This is a genomic window from Methylobacterium indicum, assembly GCF_001043895.1.
Taxonomy (GTDB): Bacteria; Pseudomonadota; Alphaproteobacteria; order Rhizobiales; family Beijerinckiaceae; genus Methylobacterium; species Methylobacterium indicum.
The window spans coordinates 1-16020 of the sequence record NZ_JTHF01000046.1 but is presented as its reverse complement, the minus strand read 5'-3'; the positions used below and the strand labels follow the sequence as shown (position 1 = coordinate 16020).

Below are 16020 nucleotides of genomic sequence, written 5' to 3'. Positions count from 1 at the left end.
GGAGGTCGACGATGCGTTCTGGAGGACGGCCCCGTCAGGCCGCCCGCATCGCGTGCAGGAACGCGTCGGTTTGGACGTTCAGCTCGCGCGAGCGCTCCGAGACCTGCGACGAGGCGGTCATCACCCGTGCCGCGGTCTCGCCGGTCTCGGCGGCGGAGGCCGAGACGCCGGCGGTCCCCGTCATCACGTCGCCCGCACCCGTGGCCGCCTGGGCGACGTTGCGGACGATCTCCTGGGTCGCGGCGTTCTGCTCCTCGACCGCGGCGGCGATGGTCGTCGTCACGCTGCTGATCTCGCGGATCCGCGTGCCGAAGCCGCTGATCGCCGAGACCGCCTGCGCGGTCGAATCCTGGATGCGCGTGATCTGCGCCGAGATCTCGTCGGTCGCCTTGGCGGTCTGGTTGGCGAGTTCCTTCACTTCCGCCGCGACGACCGCGAAGCCGCGGCCCGCCTCGCCGGCCCGGGCCGCCTCGATGGTGGCGTTGAGCGCGAGCAGGTTGGTCTGCCCGGCGATCGAGGAGATCAAGCTGACGACGTCGCCGATCTTGCTCACCGCGCCGCTCAGTTCCTGCACCAGGCGCGCGGTCGAATCCGCCTCGACCACCGCCGCCTCGGCAAGGCTCGCCGAGCCCTGGACCTGGCGTCCGATCTCGTTGACCGAGCTGCCGAGCTGCTCGGAAGCCGCCGCGACGGTGCCGATATTGCTCGACGTCTGCTGGGCGGATCCCGCGACTTCCGTCGAGCGGGCGCTGGTCTGGCTCGCCGTCCCGGCCATCGAGGCGGCGGCGGCGTTCATCTCCGTGGCGGCATTCGAGAGGGTGGCGAACAGGGCCGCGGAGTCCCGGGTGAAGCCGGTCAACAGCTCCTCCAGCCGCTTCGCCCGTTCCTCGTCGCGGAGCTTGATGTTCATCTCCTCGTCGATGTCGACGAGCGAGCCGCAGATCCGCGTCGGGATGCCGTTCGCATCGTAATTGGCACCGCCGGTGGCCCGGAACCAGCGCGGCTTGCCGTCCGGCATCACGATCCGGTACTTGACGTCGTAGGCGCCCTGGTTCTTCGCGTCTTTGATCGCGGCGGCGAACGCGGACATGATGTGATCAAGATCGGCGGGATAGATCCGGCTCGACCACGCCTCCAGCGTGTTCGGAAACTCCTCGATCGTCTTGTAGCCGAGGATGCGCCGCATTTCCGGCGTCCAGGTCACCGTGGTCTTCGGATGGGTGAGATCGCCCTGGTGCGGCACGACCTCCCACAGACCCACGCCGGCCCGCGTCGCGAGCAGCTCCAAAAACTCGTTTTTCGGTGAGAAGCGCTTCAGCATCAGTCGTCGTCCGGTCGTCCCTGGGCAAACCTTACGGCTCAACGATGAAGAAGACGTTACGTTAGGCTTGAGAGATACTTACCGTCTTGTCCGGGCGTTCCGCCCGTGCGAGTGGTCGCGGGGGCCACGCGGCGTCCTGGCGTATGGGCAAAGCCAATGCCGGTCGCCCGGCAAGGCCTTCGACGTCGCCGGACGAGGCCCCCGCGACGCGCTCAGCGCGGCATCAATGCCCAGTAATCGAGGTCGAGGATGACCGCCGGGTCGGTGGCGTCCCCGACCTTGTCCGGATGGGCGGCGCAGGGCTGGTTCTTGGTCGCGATCGTGCGCAGGCGCAACGCCCCGACATCGTTGCGCCCGGGAAGCTCGGCGACCGCCAGAACCTCGCTCCAGGCATAGACCGTATCGCCGGCAAACAGCGGCGCGACGTGGCGCCCGGCATTGATGCCGGCGATCGAGAACGCGTTGCCGAGCCCGTTGAAGCTCAAGGCCCGGGCGAGCGAGATGACGTGGCCGCCATAGATCAGCCGCTTGCCGAAGCGGGTATCCTTGGCGGCAAAGCCGTCGAAATGGACCTTGGCGGTGTTCTGAAAAAGCCGGGTGGCGATCTGGTGCTCGGCCTCCTCGACGGTCATCCCGTCGACGTGATCGATGCGCTCGCCGACCGCGTAGTCGCCGACGCGGTGCGGGCTGCCGGCAAGACCGAGATCGTAGGCGCCGGCGTTCAGGGGCGGCAGGGCGGCGGCCAGCTCCTCGGGCGCCACCGCCTTGGCGAGGCTCGGCACCGCCTCGGCGGCGATGGTGGCCTCGGGGTCGCGCTTGCGCACCAGCACCCAGCGGCAATAGCTCAGCACCGCCTCGCCGGCGGCGTTGGTGCCGGTGGAGCGGACATAGACCACGCCGGTCTGGCGGTTGGAGCTCTCCTTGAGGCCGATGACCTCCGAGACGGTGTTCAGGGTCTCGCCCGGATAGACCGGCCGCAGGAAGCGCCCCTCCGCGTAGCCGAGATTGGCGACCGCGTTGAGGGAGATGTCCGGCACCGTCTTGCCGAACACGACGTGGAAGACCAGCAGGTCGTCGAGGGGGGCCCGAGCGTAGCCGAAGGCCGCCGCGAAGGCGTCGGAGGATTGCACCGCGAAGCGCGGGCCGTAGAGCGCGGTGTAGAGCGAGACGTCGCCGGTGGTCACGGTGCGCGGCGTGGCGTGGCGGATGGTCTCCCCGAGGCGGAAATCCTCGAAGAAGCGGCCCGGGTTGGTCTTCATCGTCGCCCCTCTCGTGCGAGAGCCTGTCATGCAAGAGCCTGCCGGGCGCGCCGAGGCGCCCGGCAGGCTCCGGGAAGTGTCCGATACGGCCGGGACGGGTCCGGCCGAGGATGCCGGCGGCGATTTGAGGGGCAGCGCCGCCCCACGGTCAAGCCCTACACGAGACCGGTCATCGACCGGCCTCCGGCCTCACCGGGCCTGCGGTTCGGCCAAGGCCTCGAAAAGCCGGGACAGGGCCGCCCCGTCGCCGGCGATGCGAAAGAGCTTGATCCGCGCGGTGGCGCCGGACGAGAGCGTCACCGCGGAGGCCGGGAGGCCGAGGGCGCGCCGCAGGACGTCCCGGATGGCGGCATTGGCGGCCCCGTCCTCCGGAGCCGCCCGCACCCGCACCTTCATCACGGGCAGGCCGTCGTCCCGGGTCTCGACGCCGTCGAGGGCGTCGCGCCCGCCCCGCGGGGTGGCCCGGACCCGGACCTCGATCCCCTCCGGGGTCGTCCGCCAGGGCCGGGCGCTCATCGCGGGTCCGCCCCGTCCGCCCTACGCCATGCCGGCGAAGAGCTCGAACATCAGGTTGCGCAGGAAGAACAGGCCCAGCACCAGGATGATCGGCGAGATGTCGATGCCGCCGAGGTTGGGCAGGATGCGCCGGATCGGCCGCAGGGCCGGCTCGGTCACCCGGAACAGGAACTCCCCGATCTGCGACACGATCGGGTTGCGCACGTTGACCACGTTGAAGGTCACCAGCCAGCTCAGCACGGCGCTGGCGATCAGGAGGTACACGTAGAGCGTGATGATGTTGTCGATGAGCCAGAGGATCGAGCGCATGCGTGGTCCGTGCGAGCCCGGGGCGCCCGCGCGCAGTCGCGACGCGGCGGGGCCTCCAGGGGAATTGACAGGCTGAGAAGGGCCGGCCTACAAGGCACCCGCCTCGGACGGGGCTGTAGCTCAGATGGGAGAGCGCCGCAATCGCACTGCGGAGGTCAGGGGTTCGAATCCCCTCAGCTCCACCAGGCCTGCCTCGCGTGGTTAACGCTGGGTTGGGTCCGGTGAAGAGGTTGGTGGTTTTAGCGCCACCGGGTAGGTGACATCGCTTCGGCGATATGACATATGCCCGCTCACGGCGGGGCTGTAGCTCAGATGGGAGAGCGCCGCAATCGCACTGCGGAGGTCAGGGGTTCGAATCCCCTCAGCTCCACCAAATCGTCTTTGGTGGAACTCATCGTCGACTGTGTTCGAGATGAGATGAACCGGGATCGGCGCAGGCCGAGGCCCGGTTTTTTCATGTTCGGCGGTGGCGTGGTCGTGCAGCGAGGGCGGCGCCCTTCCGGCCGTCGGCGTCGCGCTGCCCGCCCCGTGAATGAGGGGCAGCCCGCGCGACGGCCCTTTTTTCCGCGCCGCGTCGTCGAGGGGATGCTCCGGCGTGACCCGCTGTCCACCGGCGTCGCGGCCCTGCCCGCCGATTGCGACGGCCTCGCCCTCGACGGCTCGCATGTCGAGCCGGCGGCAACCTGGCGGGCGCGATGTCCGCCGGCGTGGCGGCGGAGGCGACGGGGCGCATCCCGGCGGTGCGGCTCTCCAACGCCACTTGCGACAGGCCACTTGCGACAGAGGCATCAGGACGGGCTCGGCGTCCGCATCGTCCGCGATACGATGCACCGGCACCCATGGCTGGCGATCATCGAGGACACCGGCGGGCTGACGGACGCGCTCCCGGCACCCGATTCCCTCGGCCGGTCGAAGAAGGCACGGACCGTCGGTCGCGTGTTCATGGGGATCGAACGTAACGGAACCCAAGTCGATCCGGGGTCATGCTGCGAGGGCCCGTCGATCGATGGGACGGGACAGTTCCGTTTCGAGGCGTTCCAGCCCCTCCGCGAGGAGCCGTGTCTCGGCCCGGCCCGCCCGAATTCTGGCGTCCGGCGCGAGCGGATGGCCGAGCCGTCGAGGCCCGGCAGCAAGACCTAGCCCAAAGGAACGGTGGGGCGCGCGGCCGGACGGCCAAGATTGAGCTTGACCTGCCCGGCTGTCGTGCAAGAACGGTTGCCGTTCCTCAGGGATAGGGCGGCGTTCATCCACCAGACCCGACATCGCCCGGGCCGCCCGCGCCCTCCCGGACGAGCGGACCCCCGGTCGGGGAAGGCACACCATGGATTACCAATACGTCGACGGCCGGCTCCAGGTGCGCCGCACCGACGAGGAGAAGAAGCCCATCCTCCAGCGCCTCAAGCGCATCGAGGGTCAGGTGCGTGGCCTCCAGGCGATGGTGCAGGAGGATCGCTACTGCCTCGACGAGGTCCAGCAGATGAACGCCATCACGGCCGCGGTGCGCGAGGCGGTGCTCCAGCTCATCAGCTCGCATCTCGACGCCTCGGTCGATTACGCGGCCAAGTCCGAGGATCGCGACGGGGCCATCGAGGAGATGGTGCGGGTCCTGCGCGCGGCCTTGCGGCAATCCTGACGTCCCAAGGGCGGCGCGCCCCGCGCTGTCCGGTCGCCCTGCCCGACGGACGGCGCCCGCGCTGTCCGGTCGCCCTGGCGGTGCGGGAGCGCGGGCTTATCTAGGCTCCAAGTCCGGCGCGCGGCACCCGTCCGCGCGCATCCTCGCACGAGCCACGTCCCGCATGTCCGACAGCGAAGCCAATCGCTTCTCCGCCCGCGCCGCCCGCTACGCGAAGGTCGGTGCCAATGTCGGCGGCGTCGCCGCCCGGATGGCCGGCGCGCGGCTCCTCGGGCGCAAGGGCGAGGACGTGTCGAGCGCCGCCGCCCTCGCCCAGGCCCTGGGCGGCCTCAAGGGACCGATCATGAAGGTGGCGCAGCTGCTCGCCACCGTGCCGGACCTGCTGCCGCCCGAATACGCCGCCGAGCTGCAGAAGCTGCAATCCGAGGCGCCGCCGATGGGGGCCGCCTTCGTCAAGCGCCGCATGGCCGCCGAACTCGGGCCGCAATGGAAGGACCGCTTCGGCGCGTTCGACCTGCGGCCGGCCGCCGCCGCCTCCCTCGGCCAGGTCCACCGGGCCGAGGCGCTCGACGGCACGCCGCTGGCCTGCAAGCTGCAATACCCGGACATGCAATCCGCCGTCGAGGCGGACCTCAAGCAGCTCGAACTCGCCTTCGCCCTGCACCGGCGCATCAGCGCGGTGATCGACACCCGCGAGATCGCCAAGGAGATCGGCGACCGGGTGCGCGAAGAACTGGACTACACCCGCGAGGCCAAGCACGCCGCGCTCTACGCCGACGTGCTCAAGGGCGTCGAGACCGTGCGGGTCCCGGTCGTCTACCCGGACCTGTCGACCAAGCGGCTCCTCACCCAGGGCTGGCTGCAGGGCGAGAAGATCCTGAATTTCACCGGCGGGCCGCTGGAGCTGCGCAACCGCCTCGCGCACGCCATGTTCCAGGCCTGGTGGCACCCCTTCAGCCGCGCCGCGGTGATCCACGGCGATCCTCATCTCGGCAACTACACGGTCTTCTCCGAGGGCGACGAGCCGCAGGGCATCAACCTGCTCGATTACGGCTGCGTGCGCATCTTCCACCCCCGCTTCGTCGGCGGCGTGGTCGACCTCTACAAGGGCCTCCTGCACGACGACGAGGCCCGCGTCGTCCACGCCTATGAGAGCTGGGGATTCCGCAACCTCACCCGCGACCTCGTCGAGACCCTCAACATCTGGGCCCGCTTCATCTACGGGCCGCTCCTCGAGGACCGGGTCCGCACGGTGGCGGACGGCGTGAAGCCGAGCGAGTACGGCCGCCGCCAGGCCTTCGAGGTCCATCGCGCCCTCAAGGAGCGCGGTCCCGTCACGGTGCCGCGGGAATTCGTCTTCATGGACCGGGCGGCGGTGGGCCTGGGCGCGGTGTTCCTGCACCTTCGCTCGGAGCTGAACTACCACCGCCTGTTCGAGGCCCAGATCGACCGGTTCTCCCTCGACGACCTCGCCGCCCGCCAGCACGCGGCCCTGGAGAAGGCGGGCCTGCCCCATCCCGTCTGAGGCGGAGGCGCGGCCGGGCGGAGCCTGGATTTGGAAAAAGGTGCGGATCCGCACCTTCGGCCGTCGATCCACGCCCGCGGCCGGCCCGCCGGCGGGCCGGTCCACACGCCCGAAAATCTCGCTCCTGCAACGGCTTGCCGGTGGGTCGAGCAAGCCGCGTCCGCGCGCGCGGATCATCTATCGGCTGATTGCCGGGACCTTGAGCATGCGCTAAAGCCCGGCCAACGAGCACAAGACGGGGTCTACCGCATCATGGCCGACATCAATCACGCCACCGACTCCGCCTACAGCCCGGAGATGGACGGACCGACCCACGAGGCCACCTACCGGGGCTTCGTCCGCTTCGTCGAGATCGCCACCACCGTGGTGATCTGCTGGGTGCTCTCCCTCGCCGTCGGCGGTGTGCGCGAGGCCTGGATCACCGCCATCATCGGCGTCGTGCTCGGCGGCATCGGCGGGGCCATCGGCGCCCTCTCCCCGGGAATCGGCTGGCGCGCCCCGGCCGTGGTGGCGGTGCTGCTCGCCCTCATGCTCGCCTTCTACTGAGGCGGCGGGCGGCCCGTCCGCCCCTCTCCGTCTCACGCGCCCGACAGATTGCGCGTGACTCAATCGTTAAAGATTTGTAACCAGAGCCGTCCCTTCTGCCGAGGGGACGGCTTTACAGTTGTGGGGCAGGCGTGGCCTTGTACACACCGCCCGCAAGGGGGGATCGGCGCTCCGCGCCGTGTATCGACCAAAGGGAAATCTGAATGCGGATCGCGGTCCTATCCGAGACCGATCCGGCGGAGCCGCGGGTCGCGGCAGTCCCGGAAACGGTGAAGAAGTACAAGGCTCTCGGGGCCGACGTGACGGTGCAGTCCGGTGCGGGCCTCAAGGCCGGCGTGCCGGATGCCGAGTACGAGGCCGCGGGCGCCTCGATCGCCGCCGACGCCAAGGCCGCCGCCGAGGGCGCCGACATCGTGCTGCGGGTGCGCCGCCCCGGCGCCGACGAGCTTCCCGCGCTCAAGCGCGGCGCGATCGTGATCGCCATCATGGATCCCTACGGCCACGAGGCCGAGGTCAAGGCGATGGCCGATGCCGGCGTCTCGGCGATCGCCATGGAGCTGATGCCCCGCATCACCCGCGCCCAGGTGATGGACGTGCTCTCGAGCCAGGCCAACCTCGCGGGCTACCGCGCGGTGGTGGACGGCGCCGCCGTCTACGGCCGGGCGCTGCCGATGATGATGACCGCGGCCGGCACCGTGCCGGCGGCCCGCATCTTCGTGATGGGCGCCGGCGTCGCCGGGCTGCAGGCCATCGCCACCGCCCGCCGCATGGGCGCGGTCGTGACCGCCACCGACGTGCGGCCCGCCGCCAAGGAGCAGGTCGAGTCGCTCGGCGCCAAGTTCGTCGCCGTCGAGGACGACGAGTTCAAGCAGGCCGAGACCGCCGGCGGCTACGCCAAGGAGATGTCGGCCGAGTACAAGAAGAAGCAGGCCGAGCTGGTGGCGAGCCACATCGCCAAGCAGGACATCGTGGTCACCACCGCGCTGATCCCCGGCCGGCCGGCGCCCAAGCTCGTCACCGCCGACATGGTGGCGGCGATGCGGCCGGGCTCGGTCCTCGTCGACCTCGCGGTCGAGCGCGGCGGCAACGTCGAGGGCGTCAAGGCCGACGAGGTCGTGGAGACGCAGAACGGCGTGAAGATCGTCGGCTACGCCAACGTCCCGGGGCGGCTGGCCGCCACCTCGTCGAGCCTCTACGCCCGCAACCTCTACGCCTTCGTCGAGACCCTGGTCGACAAGGCGGCGAAGACGCTGGCGGTGAAGTGGGACGACGAGCTCGTCAAGGCGACCTGCCTGACCCGCGACGGCGCCGTCGTCCACCCGAACTTCCAGCCCAAGGCGGCCTAAGGCCTCGCCTGCAATCGGAGGAGACCTCATGGCTACCCTTCCCCCCGACCAGGCGGCCGAGCAGGCGCGTGCCGCCGCCGCCGCCGCCCGCAACGCGGCCGACATCGCCGCCCGCGCCGCCGACCAGGCGGCGATCATCGCCGACAGCGTCGGCCACGGCGTCGCCGCCGCGACCCACGGCGCCATCGACCCGACCGTCTTCCGTCTGGCGATCTTCGTGCTGGCGATCTTCGTCGGCTACTACGTGGTCTGGTCGGTGACCCCGGCCCTCCACACCCCGCTGATGTCGGTCACCAACGCGATCTCCTCGGTGATCGTGGTCGGCGCGCTTCTGGCCGTCGGCGTTCCGTACATCGAGAAGGGCACCGGCTGGGCCCGCTTCTTCGGGTTCATCGGCCTGGTCTTCGCCAGCGTGAACATCTTCGGCGGCTTCCTCGTCACCCAGCGCATGCTTAGCATGTACAAGAAGAAGGCCTGAGGCGATGTCGGAGAACGTCTCCTCGCTCCTCTACCTCGTCTCCGGCGTCCTGTTCATCCTGGCGCTGCGGGGCCTGTCCCACCCGACCACCTCCCGGCAGGGCAACCTGTACGGCATGATCGGCATGGGCATCGCCATCCTGACGACGCTGATCGGCCATCCGCCGGCCGGCGTCGGGGCGTGGTTCCTGGTGCTGCTCGGCATCGGCATCGGCGGCGGCGCCGGCGCGGTGATCGCCAAGCGCGTGCCGATGACCGCGATGCCGCAGCTCGTCGCGGCCTTCCACTCCCTCGTCGGCCTCGCGGCCGTCGCGGTGGCGGCCGGCGCCCTCTACGCGCCGCAGGCCTTCGGCATCATCGAGAACGGCGCCATCCACAAGCAGTCGCTGTTCGAGATGGGCCTGGGCGTCGCCATCGGCGCCATCACCTTCACCGGCTCGGTGATCGCGTTCCTCAAGCTCGACGGCCGCATGTCGGGCAAGCCGATCATGCTGCCGCAGCGCCACCTCATCAACATCGTCCTGGCGGTGGTGCTGGTGGCGCTGCTGGCCGGCTTCATCGGCGGCGGCAGCAAGGTGCTGTTCTGGCTGATCGTGATCCTGTCCTTCGTGCTCGGCGGCCTGCTGATCATCCCGATCGGCGGCGCGGACATGCCGGTCGTGGTCTCGATGCTCAACTCCTATTCGGGTTGGGCGGCGGCCGGCATCGGCTTCACGCTGGGCAACCTCGCGCTGATCATCACCGGCGCGCTGGTGGGCTCGTCCGGCGCGATCCTGTCCTACATCATGTGCCACGCGATGAACCGCTCGTTCATCTCGGTGATCCTGGGCGGCTTCGGCGGCGACGCCGCGGCGGCCTCGGGCGGCGGCCAGGTCGAGACCCGGCCGGTCAAGCAGGGCTCGGCGGACGATGCGGCCTTCATCATGAAGAATGCCGAGAAGGTCATCATCGTGCCGGGCTACGGCATGGCGGTGGCACAGGCCCAGCACTCGCTCCGCGAGATGGCCGACCAGCTCAAGAAGGCCGGCGTCGACGTGAAGTATGCCATCCATCCGGTGGCGGGCCGCATGCCGGGCCACATGAACGTGCTCCTCGCCGAGGCCAACGTGCCCTACGACGAGGTGCACGAGCTGGAGGACATCAACGGCGAGTTCCCGCAGGCCGACGTGGCCTTCGTGATCGGCGCCAACGACGTCACCAACCCGGCCGCCAAGACCGATCCGCAATCGCCGATCTACGGCATGCCGATCCTCGACGTGGAGCGGGCCAAGACCGTGCTGTTCATCAAGCGCGGCATGGGCTCGGGTTATGCCGGCGTCGAGAACGAGGTGTTCTTCCGCGACAACACCATGATGCTGTTCGGCGACGCCAAGAAGGTGGTCGACGAGATCGTCAAGAACTTCTGACGGTCGACCCGTCAGGGCACGGTCTGCCGGAGCACTTTGCTCCGGACCGGGAAAGCGGGGCCTCGTGCCCCGCTTTTCGCGTTTGAAGGGACCCGCGCGGCTGAACCCTCCCCCCTCTGCGGGGGAGGGTGGCCTGCGGCGCAGGCCGGGAGAGGGGCAGCGCGACGGTTCAGAGCTTGGCGCCCGTCAGAACGGTTCAGTCATTTCCGGAAGCGTGGTTCCCCTCTCCCGCCCGGCTCCGCCGGGCACCCTCCCCCGCAGAGGGGGGAGGGTTCACGCGGCGCGCCTCAAGCGTGAACGCCCCCCACTGTCGCCCGGCTGCGGCAGCGCGCTCCCGCGAATCCCGCTACACTCCCCCGGTGTCCACGATCCTCGACCTGCCCCGCCCCCTCCTCGACGTCCACCGCTCCGCGCTCGGGCGGCCCTGGCACGAGCGCTGCGCCTCGGCGCCGGCGCAGAGCCTCGCGGTCGCCATCGCGCAGGGCCACGGCCTGCCGGAGGTGCTGGCCCGGGTGCTGGCCGGCCGCGGGGTCGACCTCCATGCCGTGCCGGGCTTCCTCGAGCCGCGCCTGCGCGACCTCCTGCCCGATCCCGCCGTGCTGGTCGACATGGAGGCCGCGGCCGACCGGCTCGCCGTCGCGATCCAGAAGCGCGAGAAGGTCGCGATCTTCGGCGATTACGACGTCGACGGGGCGGCGAGTGCCGCCCTGCTGGCGAGCGCGCTGCGCGACCTCGGCGTGCCCTACCGGCTCCACATCCCCGACCGCATCACGGAAGGCTACGGCCCCAACGTCGCGGCGGTGCGGATGCTCGCCGAGGAGGGCGCGACCCTCCTCGTCACCGTCGATTGCGGCACCGCCGGGCACGAGCCCCTGGCCGAGGCCGGGCGCCTCGGCATGGACGTGGTGGTGCTCGACCATCACGGCGCGCCCGAGGTGCTCCCGCCGGTGCACGCCCTCGTCAACCCGAACCGCCTCGACGACCTCTCGGGCCTCGGCCATCTCTGCGCCGCCGGGGTGGTCTTCCTGACGCTGGTGGCGCTCAACCGACGCCTGCGCCGCGACGGGCTCGCCATTCCCGACCTGATGGCGGGGCTCGACCTCGTGGCGCTAGCCACCATCGCCGACGTCGTGCCGCTGCACGGCCTCAACCGGGCCTTCGTGCGCCAGGGGCTGGCGGTGATGCGCGGCCGCGGCCGGCGGGGGCTCGCCGCCCTCCTCGACGCCGCCGGTCTCGGGGAAGCGCCGCAGGCCTGGCATCTCGGCTTCCTGCTCGGCCCCCGGATCAATGCCGGCGGCCGCATTGGCGATTCGACGCTGGGCGCCCGGCTGCTGCTCTGCGAGGATCCGATCGAGGCCGCCGGCATCGCCGCCCAGCTCGACGCGCTCAACCGCGAGCGCCAGGCGATCGAGGCCGCCGCCGTGGCGGAGGCCGAAGCCGAGATGGGGATGCGCCTGGAACGCGATCCCGACCAGCCGGTCCTCGTCGCCGGCAGCCCGGACTGGCATCCGGGCGTCGTCGGGCTGATCGCGGCCCGCCTCAAGGAGCGGTTCGGCCGCCCGGCCTTCGCCTTCGCGCTGCGCCAGGACGGCACCGCCACCGGCTCGGGCCGCTCGATCCCGGGGGCCGATCTCGGCCGGGCGGTCCGGGCCTGCGTCGAGGCCGGGCTTGCCGCCAAGGGCGGCGGCCACGCCATGGCGGCGGGCGTGACGCTCGCCGCCCTCGACCTCGACCGCTTCCGCGAGGCGCTGTCGGGCGACCTCGCCGCCTCGGTGGCGGAGGCGCGCCTCGGCGAGGCGCTGCTGGTCGACGGCCTCGTCTCGGCCGGCGGGGTGCAACCCGAGCTCGCGGACGCCGTCGAGCGGGCCGGGCCCTTCGGCCAGGGCGCGCCGGAGCCGGTCTTCGCCCTCGCCCGCCACCGCGTCGCCGATGCGCGCGTCGTCGGCACCGGCCACGTCAAGGCGCAGCTGCGCGGCCGGGACGGCGTCGCGGTCGGCGCCATCGCGTTCCGGGCCGCGGAATCGCCGGTCGGGCGGCTCCTGCTCTCGCATATCGGCCGGGACATCCATGCCGCCGGCACCCTCTCGCGCGACCGCTGGCGCGGTGCCGACCGGGTCGAGTTGCGCCTCTGCGACGTGGCGGAGGCGGGCTGACACGGCTCCGGTGAGCCGGCCACGGATCCCGGCTTGACACCCCCGGAGCGCCCCACCATAAGGGCCCCGTCGCCGAGAGGCGGCCCCTGCCGGTAACGGCAGCGTGGGGGAATGTCCCGAGCGGCAAAGGGGGCGGACTGTAAATCCGCTGGCTATGCCTTCGTAGGTTCGAGTCCTACTTCCCCCACCATTCAGTTTTCAGGTCAACCCGTCGTTGAGCGATGCCGATCCGCATCGACGGCACGGGTCGGGGCGGCTTCCGGCGTCTTGCGGGACGCGGATCGCTCCATCATACGGACCCGCTGCTCGCGCGGCGGCCCCTGCCGGCGACGGCAGCGTGGGGGAATGTCCCGAGCGGCAAAGGGGGCGGACTGTAAATCCGCTGGCTATGCCTTCGTAGGTTCGAGTCCTACTTCCCCCACCACTTTCCTTTCCCCATCGTCAGCGAGCCCGGCCGTTGCGGTCCCGGCGGCCGGCTTCTCGATAGTGTCACGGGACGGCGGGTAAGGCTTCCGGTCGGACGAACGGGAGCGGGACACACCACCATGAGCGAGTTGGACGGCACGTCGCAGGCGACCCTCATCGCGGCGCTCCGGCGCGAGATCGCCGAGGCCTACGACGAGGAGCTGGAACTCGAGATGGAGGAGGAGCGCCTCGCCGGCCTCGTGCCGCCGCGCGAGGGCACCGGGCCGGAGCTCGACCGGCGCTTCTACTTCCGCGAGCTGCTGCGGCTCCAGCACGAGCTGGTGCGGCTCCAGGACTGGGTCCAGACCCACAAGCTCAAGGTCGTGGTGCTGTTCGAGGGGCGGGACTCCGCCGGCAAGGGCGGCGTCATCAAGCGCATCACCCAGCGCCTGAACCCCCGGGTCTGCCGTGTCGCCGCCCTCCCCGCCCCGAGCGAGCGCGAGCGCGGCCAGTGGTACTTCCAGCGCTACGTCAGCCACCTGCCGACCGGCGGCGAGATGGTGCTGTTCGACCGCTCCTGGTACAACCGGGCCGGCGTCGAGCGGGTGATGGGCTTCTGCTCCGAGGCCGACGTGGAGGAGTTCTTCCGCTCGGTGCCCGAGTTCGAGCGCATGCTGGTGCGCTCCGGCATCGTCCTGGTGAAGTACTGGTTCTCGATCACCGATGCCGAGCAGGCCCACCGCTTCGAGATGCGGATCCAGGATCCGCTCAAGCAGTGGAAGCTCAGCCCGATGGACGTCGAATCGCGCCGGCGCTGGGAGAGCTACACCCGGGCCAAGGAGGACATGCTGGCCCGCACCCACATCCCCGAGGCGCCCTGGTGGGTGGTCGACGCCGTCGACAAGCAGCGCGCCCGCCTCAACTGCATCAGCCACCTGCTGGAGCAGGTGCCCTACGGCACCGTCGAGCGGGCGCCCGTCCACCTGCCCGAGCGGGTGCGCAACCCCGATTACGTCCGCGGCCCGGTTCCGGCCGAAATGTACGTGCCGGCGCGGTACTGAGCGCGGCATGGCGGACTGGCGCGCGGCGATTCTGGGTCTCGTCGGTCTCGCCGCGGGCGAGGCCGCAGCCCAGCAGGCCGCGCCGGCCCCGGTCCTGCCGATCCTCGCCCGCTTTCCCCTCACGGGCGCCGGCGGCGACCCGCAGACCGCCATCGCCCAGGCGCGCACCTCCGATCAGGTGTCGCTGACGATCGGCGGCTCGATCCAGTCGTCGCTGGGCCCCTATGGCGACCCGTTCGGCACCCGCGCCTTCCTCGCCGAGCGCGGCATCACCACCACCATCACCTATATCGGCGAGGGGCTGGCCAACCTGCGCGGGGGCTTGCGGCGCGGCGTCACCTATGGCGGGCGCCTCGACACCTCCCTCGACGTCGATCTCGACAGGCTCGCCGGATGGACCGGAGCGAAGTTCCACACCGACTTCTTCCAGATCCACGGCCACGGGATGTCCCGCTCCTACGTCAACAACCTGACGACGGTGAGCGGCATCGAGGCGCTGCCGGCAACCCGGCTGTTCGAAGTGTGGCTCGAGCAGAGCCTGTTCGACGACACGCTCTCGATCAAGGTCGGCCAGGTCTCGGCCGATACCGAGTTCGCCATCGCCCAGTCGGCGGTGGTGTTCTTCAATGCCGGATTCGGCTGGCCGAATATCGGCGCCGTGGTACTGCCGAGCGGCGGGCCGATCTATCCGCTCGCCACCCCGGCCATACGGGTCAAGTACGTCCCCGACCCGCACCTGTCGATCCAGGCGGCGCTGTTCAACGGCGATCCCGCGGGCCTGCGCCGGGGCGACGACACCGACCCGCAGCGCATCGACCGCAGCGGGACCAGCTTCCGAACCAGCGACCCGCCCCTGCTGATCGGCGAGGTCGCGTACGCCTACACGCTCGATCTCTGGGGCGAGGCCCTGCACGGCACCGCGACGCTCGGCGGATGGCAGCATTTCGGGGGGTTCGACAGCCCGCGCCTCGACAGCGTGTCCGGCCGGCTGCTCGCCGACCCGGAAGCGAGCGGCGTCGCCCGGCGCTTCCGTGGCGACCGCGGCGTCTACGGCATCATCGACCAGACGCTCTACCGCGAGCCCGGCACCGAGGACGAGGGCGCCAGCGCCTTCCTGCGACTGTCGAAGGTTCCGGGCGACCGCAACCTGATCGATTTCTATCTCGATGGCGGCCTCGCCTACAAAGGCCTGCTGCCGGGCCGCCCCAACGACACCGTGGCGCTCGGGGTGATCTATTCCCGCATCGGCCCGGCGGCCCGGGCCTTCGACCGGGACACGATCCTGTTCGGCCAGGGCACAGGACCGATCCGGTCGAGCGAGGTGGTGATCGAAGCGACCTACCAGGCCGAAGTGGTGCCCGGTTTCACGGTGCAGCCCGACTTGCAGCTCGTGATGCGGCCCGGCGGCGGGCTCGCCGGCGAGGATGGCCGTCGCCTGAAGAACGCCACCGTGATGGGCCTGCGGGCGACGATCAACTATTGACGCTCAGGCCGAACGGCCGCCGCGCACGGATCTCCGGTCCGCTCAGGACACCGTCAGCACCCGGACGATCGCCCCGAATTCTTCCCCCCCGCTCCGGTCAGGCGGCCTGGATGTCGCGCAGGAAGGTGTCGACCTCCTGCTTCACGCTGAGCGATTGCGTCGCCAGCTCGGCCGCCGCCCCCAGCACCTGCGTCGCCGCGCTGCCGGTCTCGCCGGCCGAGGTCAGCACCCGCGCCACGTTGGCCGACACGTCCTGGGTGCCGTGCGCCGCTTCCGCGGCGTTGCGCGAAATCTCCGTCGTCGCCTCCGTCTGCTGCACCACGGTGGCGGCGATCATCCCCGAGATCTCGTTGATCGACGCGATCGTCCGACCGATCTGCAGGATCGCCTCGCCGGCACGCCCGGTCGCGGCCTGGATCGCCGTGATCTGGCCGCCGATCTCCTCGGTCGCCTTGGCGGTCTGTCCAGCCAGTTCCTTGACCTCGGCCGCCACCACCGCGAAGCCCCTCCCCGCCTCGCCGGCCCGGGCCGCCTCGATCGTGGCATTGAGCGCCAGCAAGTTGGTCTGCGCGGCGATCGA

At 70.7% G+C, this 16020-nt stretch carries 14 protein-coding genes and 4 tRNA genes; 13 read left to right on the top strand and 5 right to left on the bottom strand.

Features of this window, described 5'->3' with window-relative positions; translation table 11 throughout:
* Window positions 1-34 precede the first annotated feature (34 nt).
* The 4 genes from QR78_RS36585 to QR78_RS05770 all read right to left on the bottom strand — a co-directional run bounded on the left by QR78_RS36585 (window position 35) and on the right by QR78_RS05770 (window position 3405).
* Window positions 35-1321, bottom strand: a complete 1287-nt coding sequence (locus QR78_RS36585; RefSeq protein WP_048426555.1) for a methyl-accepting chemotaxis protein — start codon at window positions 1319-1321, stop codon at window positions 35-37.
* Window positions 1322-1533: 212 nt separating this feature from the next.
* Window positions 1534-2580, bottom strand: a complete 1047-nt coding sequence (locus QR78_RS05780; RefSeq protein ID WP_048426554.1) for a MaoC family dehydratase — start codon at window positions 2578-2580, stop codon at window positions 1534-1536.
* 189 nt (window positions 2581-2769) lie between these two features.
* Entirely contained in the window at window positions 2770-3096 is a 327-nt protein-coding gene (locus QR78_RS05775) for a DUF167 family protein (RefSeq protein WP_048426553.1), read from the bottom strand.
* Between the two features lie 21 nt (window positions 3097-3117).
* Window positions 3118-3405: a YggT family protein gene (locus tag QR78_RS05770; protein ID WP_048426552.1), complete on the bottom strand. Its 288-nt coding sequence runs from the start codon at window positions 3403-3405 to the stop codon at window positions 3118-3120.
* 109 nt (window positions 3406-3514) lie between these two features.
* Here QR78_RS05770 and QR78_RS05765 point away from each other — a divergent pair.
* The 13 genes from QR78_RS05765 (at window position 3515) to QR78_RS05700 (ending at window position 15440) form a co-directional block, all read left to right on the top strand.
* Window positions 3515-3590: transfer RNA gene (locus QR78_RS05765), tRNA-Ala, on the top strand.
* Window positions 3591-3702: 112 nt separating this feature from the next.
* Window positions 3703-3778: transfer RNA gene (locus tag QR78_RS05760), tRNA-Ala, on the top strand.
* Between the two features lie 948 nt (window positions 3779-4726).
* Window positions 4727-5038 (top strand): metal-sensitive transcriptional regulator, encoded by a 312-nt coding sequence (locus tag QR78_RS05750; protein ID WP_048426551.1) that lies wholly within the window; start codon window positions 4727-4729, stop codon window positions 5036-5038.
* 163 nt (window positions 5039-5201) lie between these two features.
* A complete protein-coding gene (locus QR78_RS05745; RefSeq protein ID WP_048426550.1) occupies window positions 5202-6563 on the top strand; it encodes an ABC1 kinase family protein in 1362 nt (453 codons plus the stop codon).
* A gap of 252 nt (window positions 6564-6815) precedes the next feature.
* Window positions 6816-7109 carry an aa3-type cytochrome c oxidase subunit IV gene (locus tag QR78_RS05740; protein ID WP_048426549.1) on the top strand — a complete coding sequence of 98 codons (294 nt, stop codon included), beginning with the start codon at window positions 6816-6818 and terminating at the stop codon, window positions 7107-7109.
* Window positions 7110-7312: 203 nt separating this feature from the next.
* Window positions 7313-8455: a Re/Si-specific NAD(P)(+) transhydrogenase subunit alpha gene (locus QR78_RS05735; RefSeq protein ID WP_048426548.1), complete on the top strand. Its 1143-nt coding sequence runs from the start codon at window positions 7313-7315 to the stop codon at window positions 8453-8455.
* A gap of 28 nt (window positions 8456-8483) precedes the next feature.
* Window positions 8484-8933 (top strand): proton-translocating transhydrogenase family protein, encoded by a 450-nt coding sequence (locus QR78_RS05730; RefSeq protein ID WP_048426547.1) that lies wholly within the window; start codon window positions 8484-8486, stop codon window positions 8931-8933.
* Window positions 8934-8937: 4 nt separating this feature from the next.
* Window positions 8938-10338, top strand: a complete 1401-nt coding sequence (locus tag QR78_RS05725) for an NAD(P)(+) transhydrogenase (Re/Si-specific) subunit beta (protein ID WP_048426546.1) — start codon at window positions 8938-8940, stop codon at window positions 10336-10338.
* A 359-nt stretch (window positions 10339-10697) separates the two neighbouring features.
* On the top strand, window positions 10698-12491 hold the full coding sequence (recJ, locus tag QR78_RS05720) for a single-stranded-DNA-specific exonuclease RecJ (protein ID WP_048426545.1): 1794 nt from the start codon (window positions 10698-10700) through the stop codon (window positions 12489-12491).
* A 105-nt stretch (window positions 12492-12596) separates the two neighbouring features.
* A tRNA-Tyr gene (locus QR78_RS05715) sits at window positions 12597-12681 on the top strand.
* 149 nt (window positions 12682-12830) lie between these two features.
* A tRNA-Tyr gene (locus tag QR78_RS05710) sits at window positions 12831-12915 on the top strand.
* A 121-nt stretch (window positions 12916-13036) separates the two neighbouring features.
* Window positions 13037-13957: a polyphosphate kinase 2 gene (gene ppk2 / locus QR78_RS05705; protein WP_048426544.1), complete on the top strand. Its 921-nt coding sequence runs from the start codon at window positions 13037-13039 to the stop codon at window positions 13955-13957.
* A 7-nt stretch (window positions 13958-13964) separates the two neighbouring features.
* Window positions 13965-15440 carry a carbohydrate porin gene (locus QR78_RS05700; RefSeq protein WP_082171618.1) on the top strand — a complete coding sequence of 492 codons (1476 nt, stop codon included), beginning with the start codon at window positions 13965-13967 and terminating at the stop codon, window positions 15438-15440.
* Window positions 15441-15537: 97 nt separating this feature from the next.
* On the opposite strand, the gene QR78_RS05695 is transcribed toward QR78_RS05700, so the two are convergent.
* The coding region (locus tag QR78_RS05695; RefSeq protein ID WP_048426543.1) for a methyl-accepting chemotaxis protein at window positions 15538-16020 on the bottom strand (483 nt) is incomplete at its 5' end.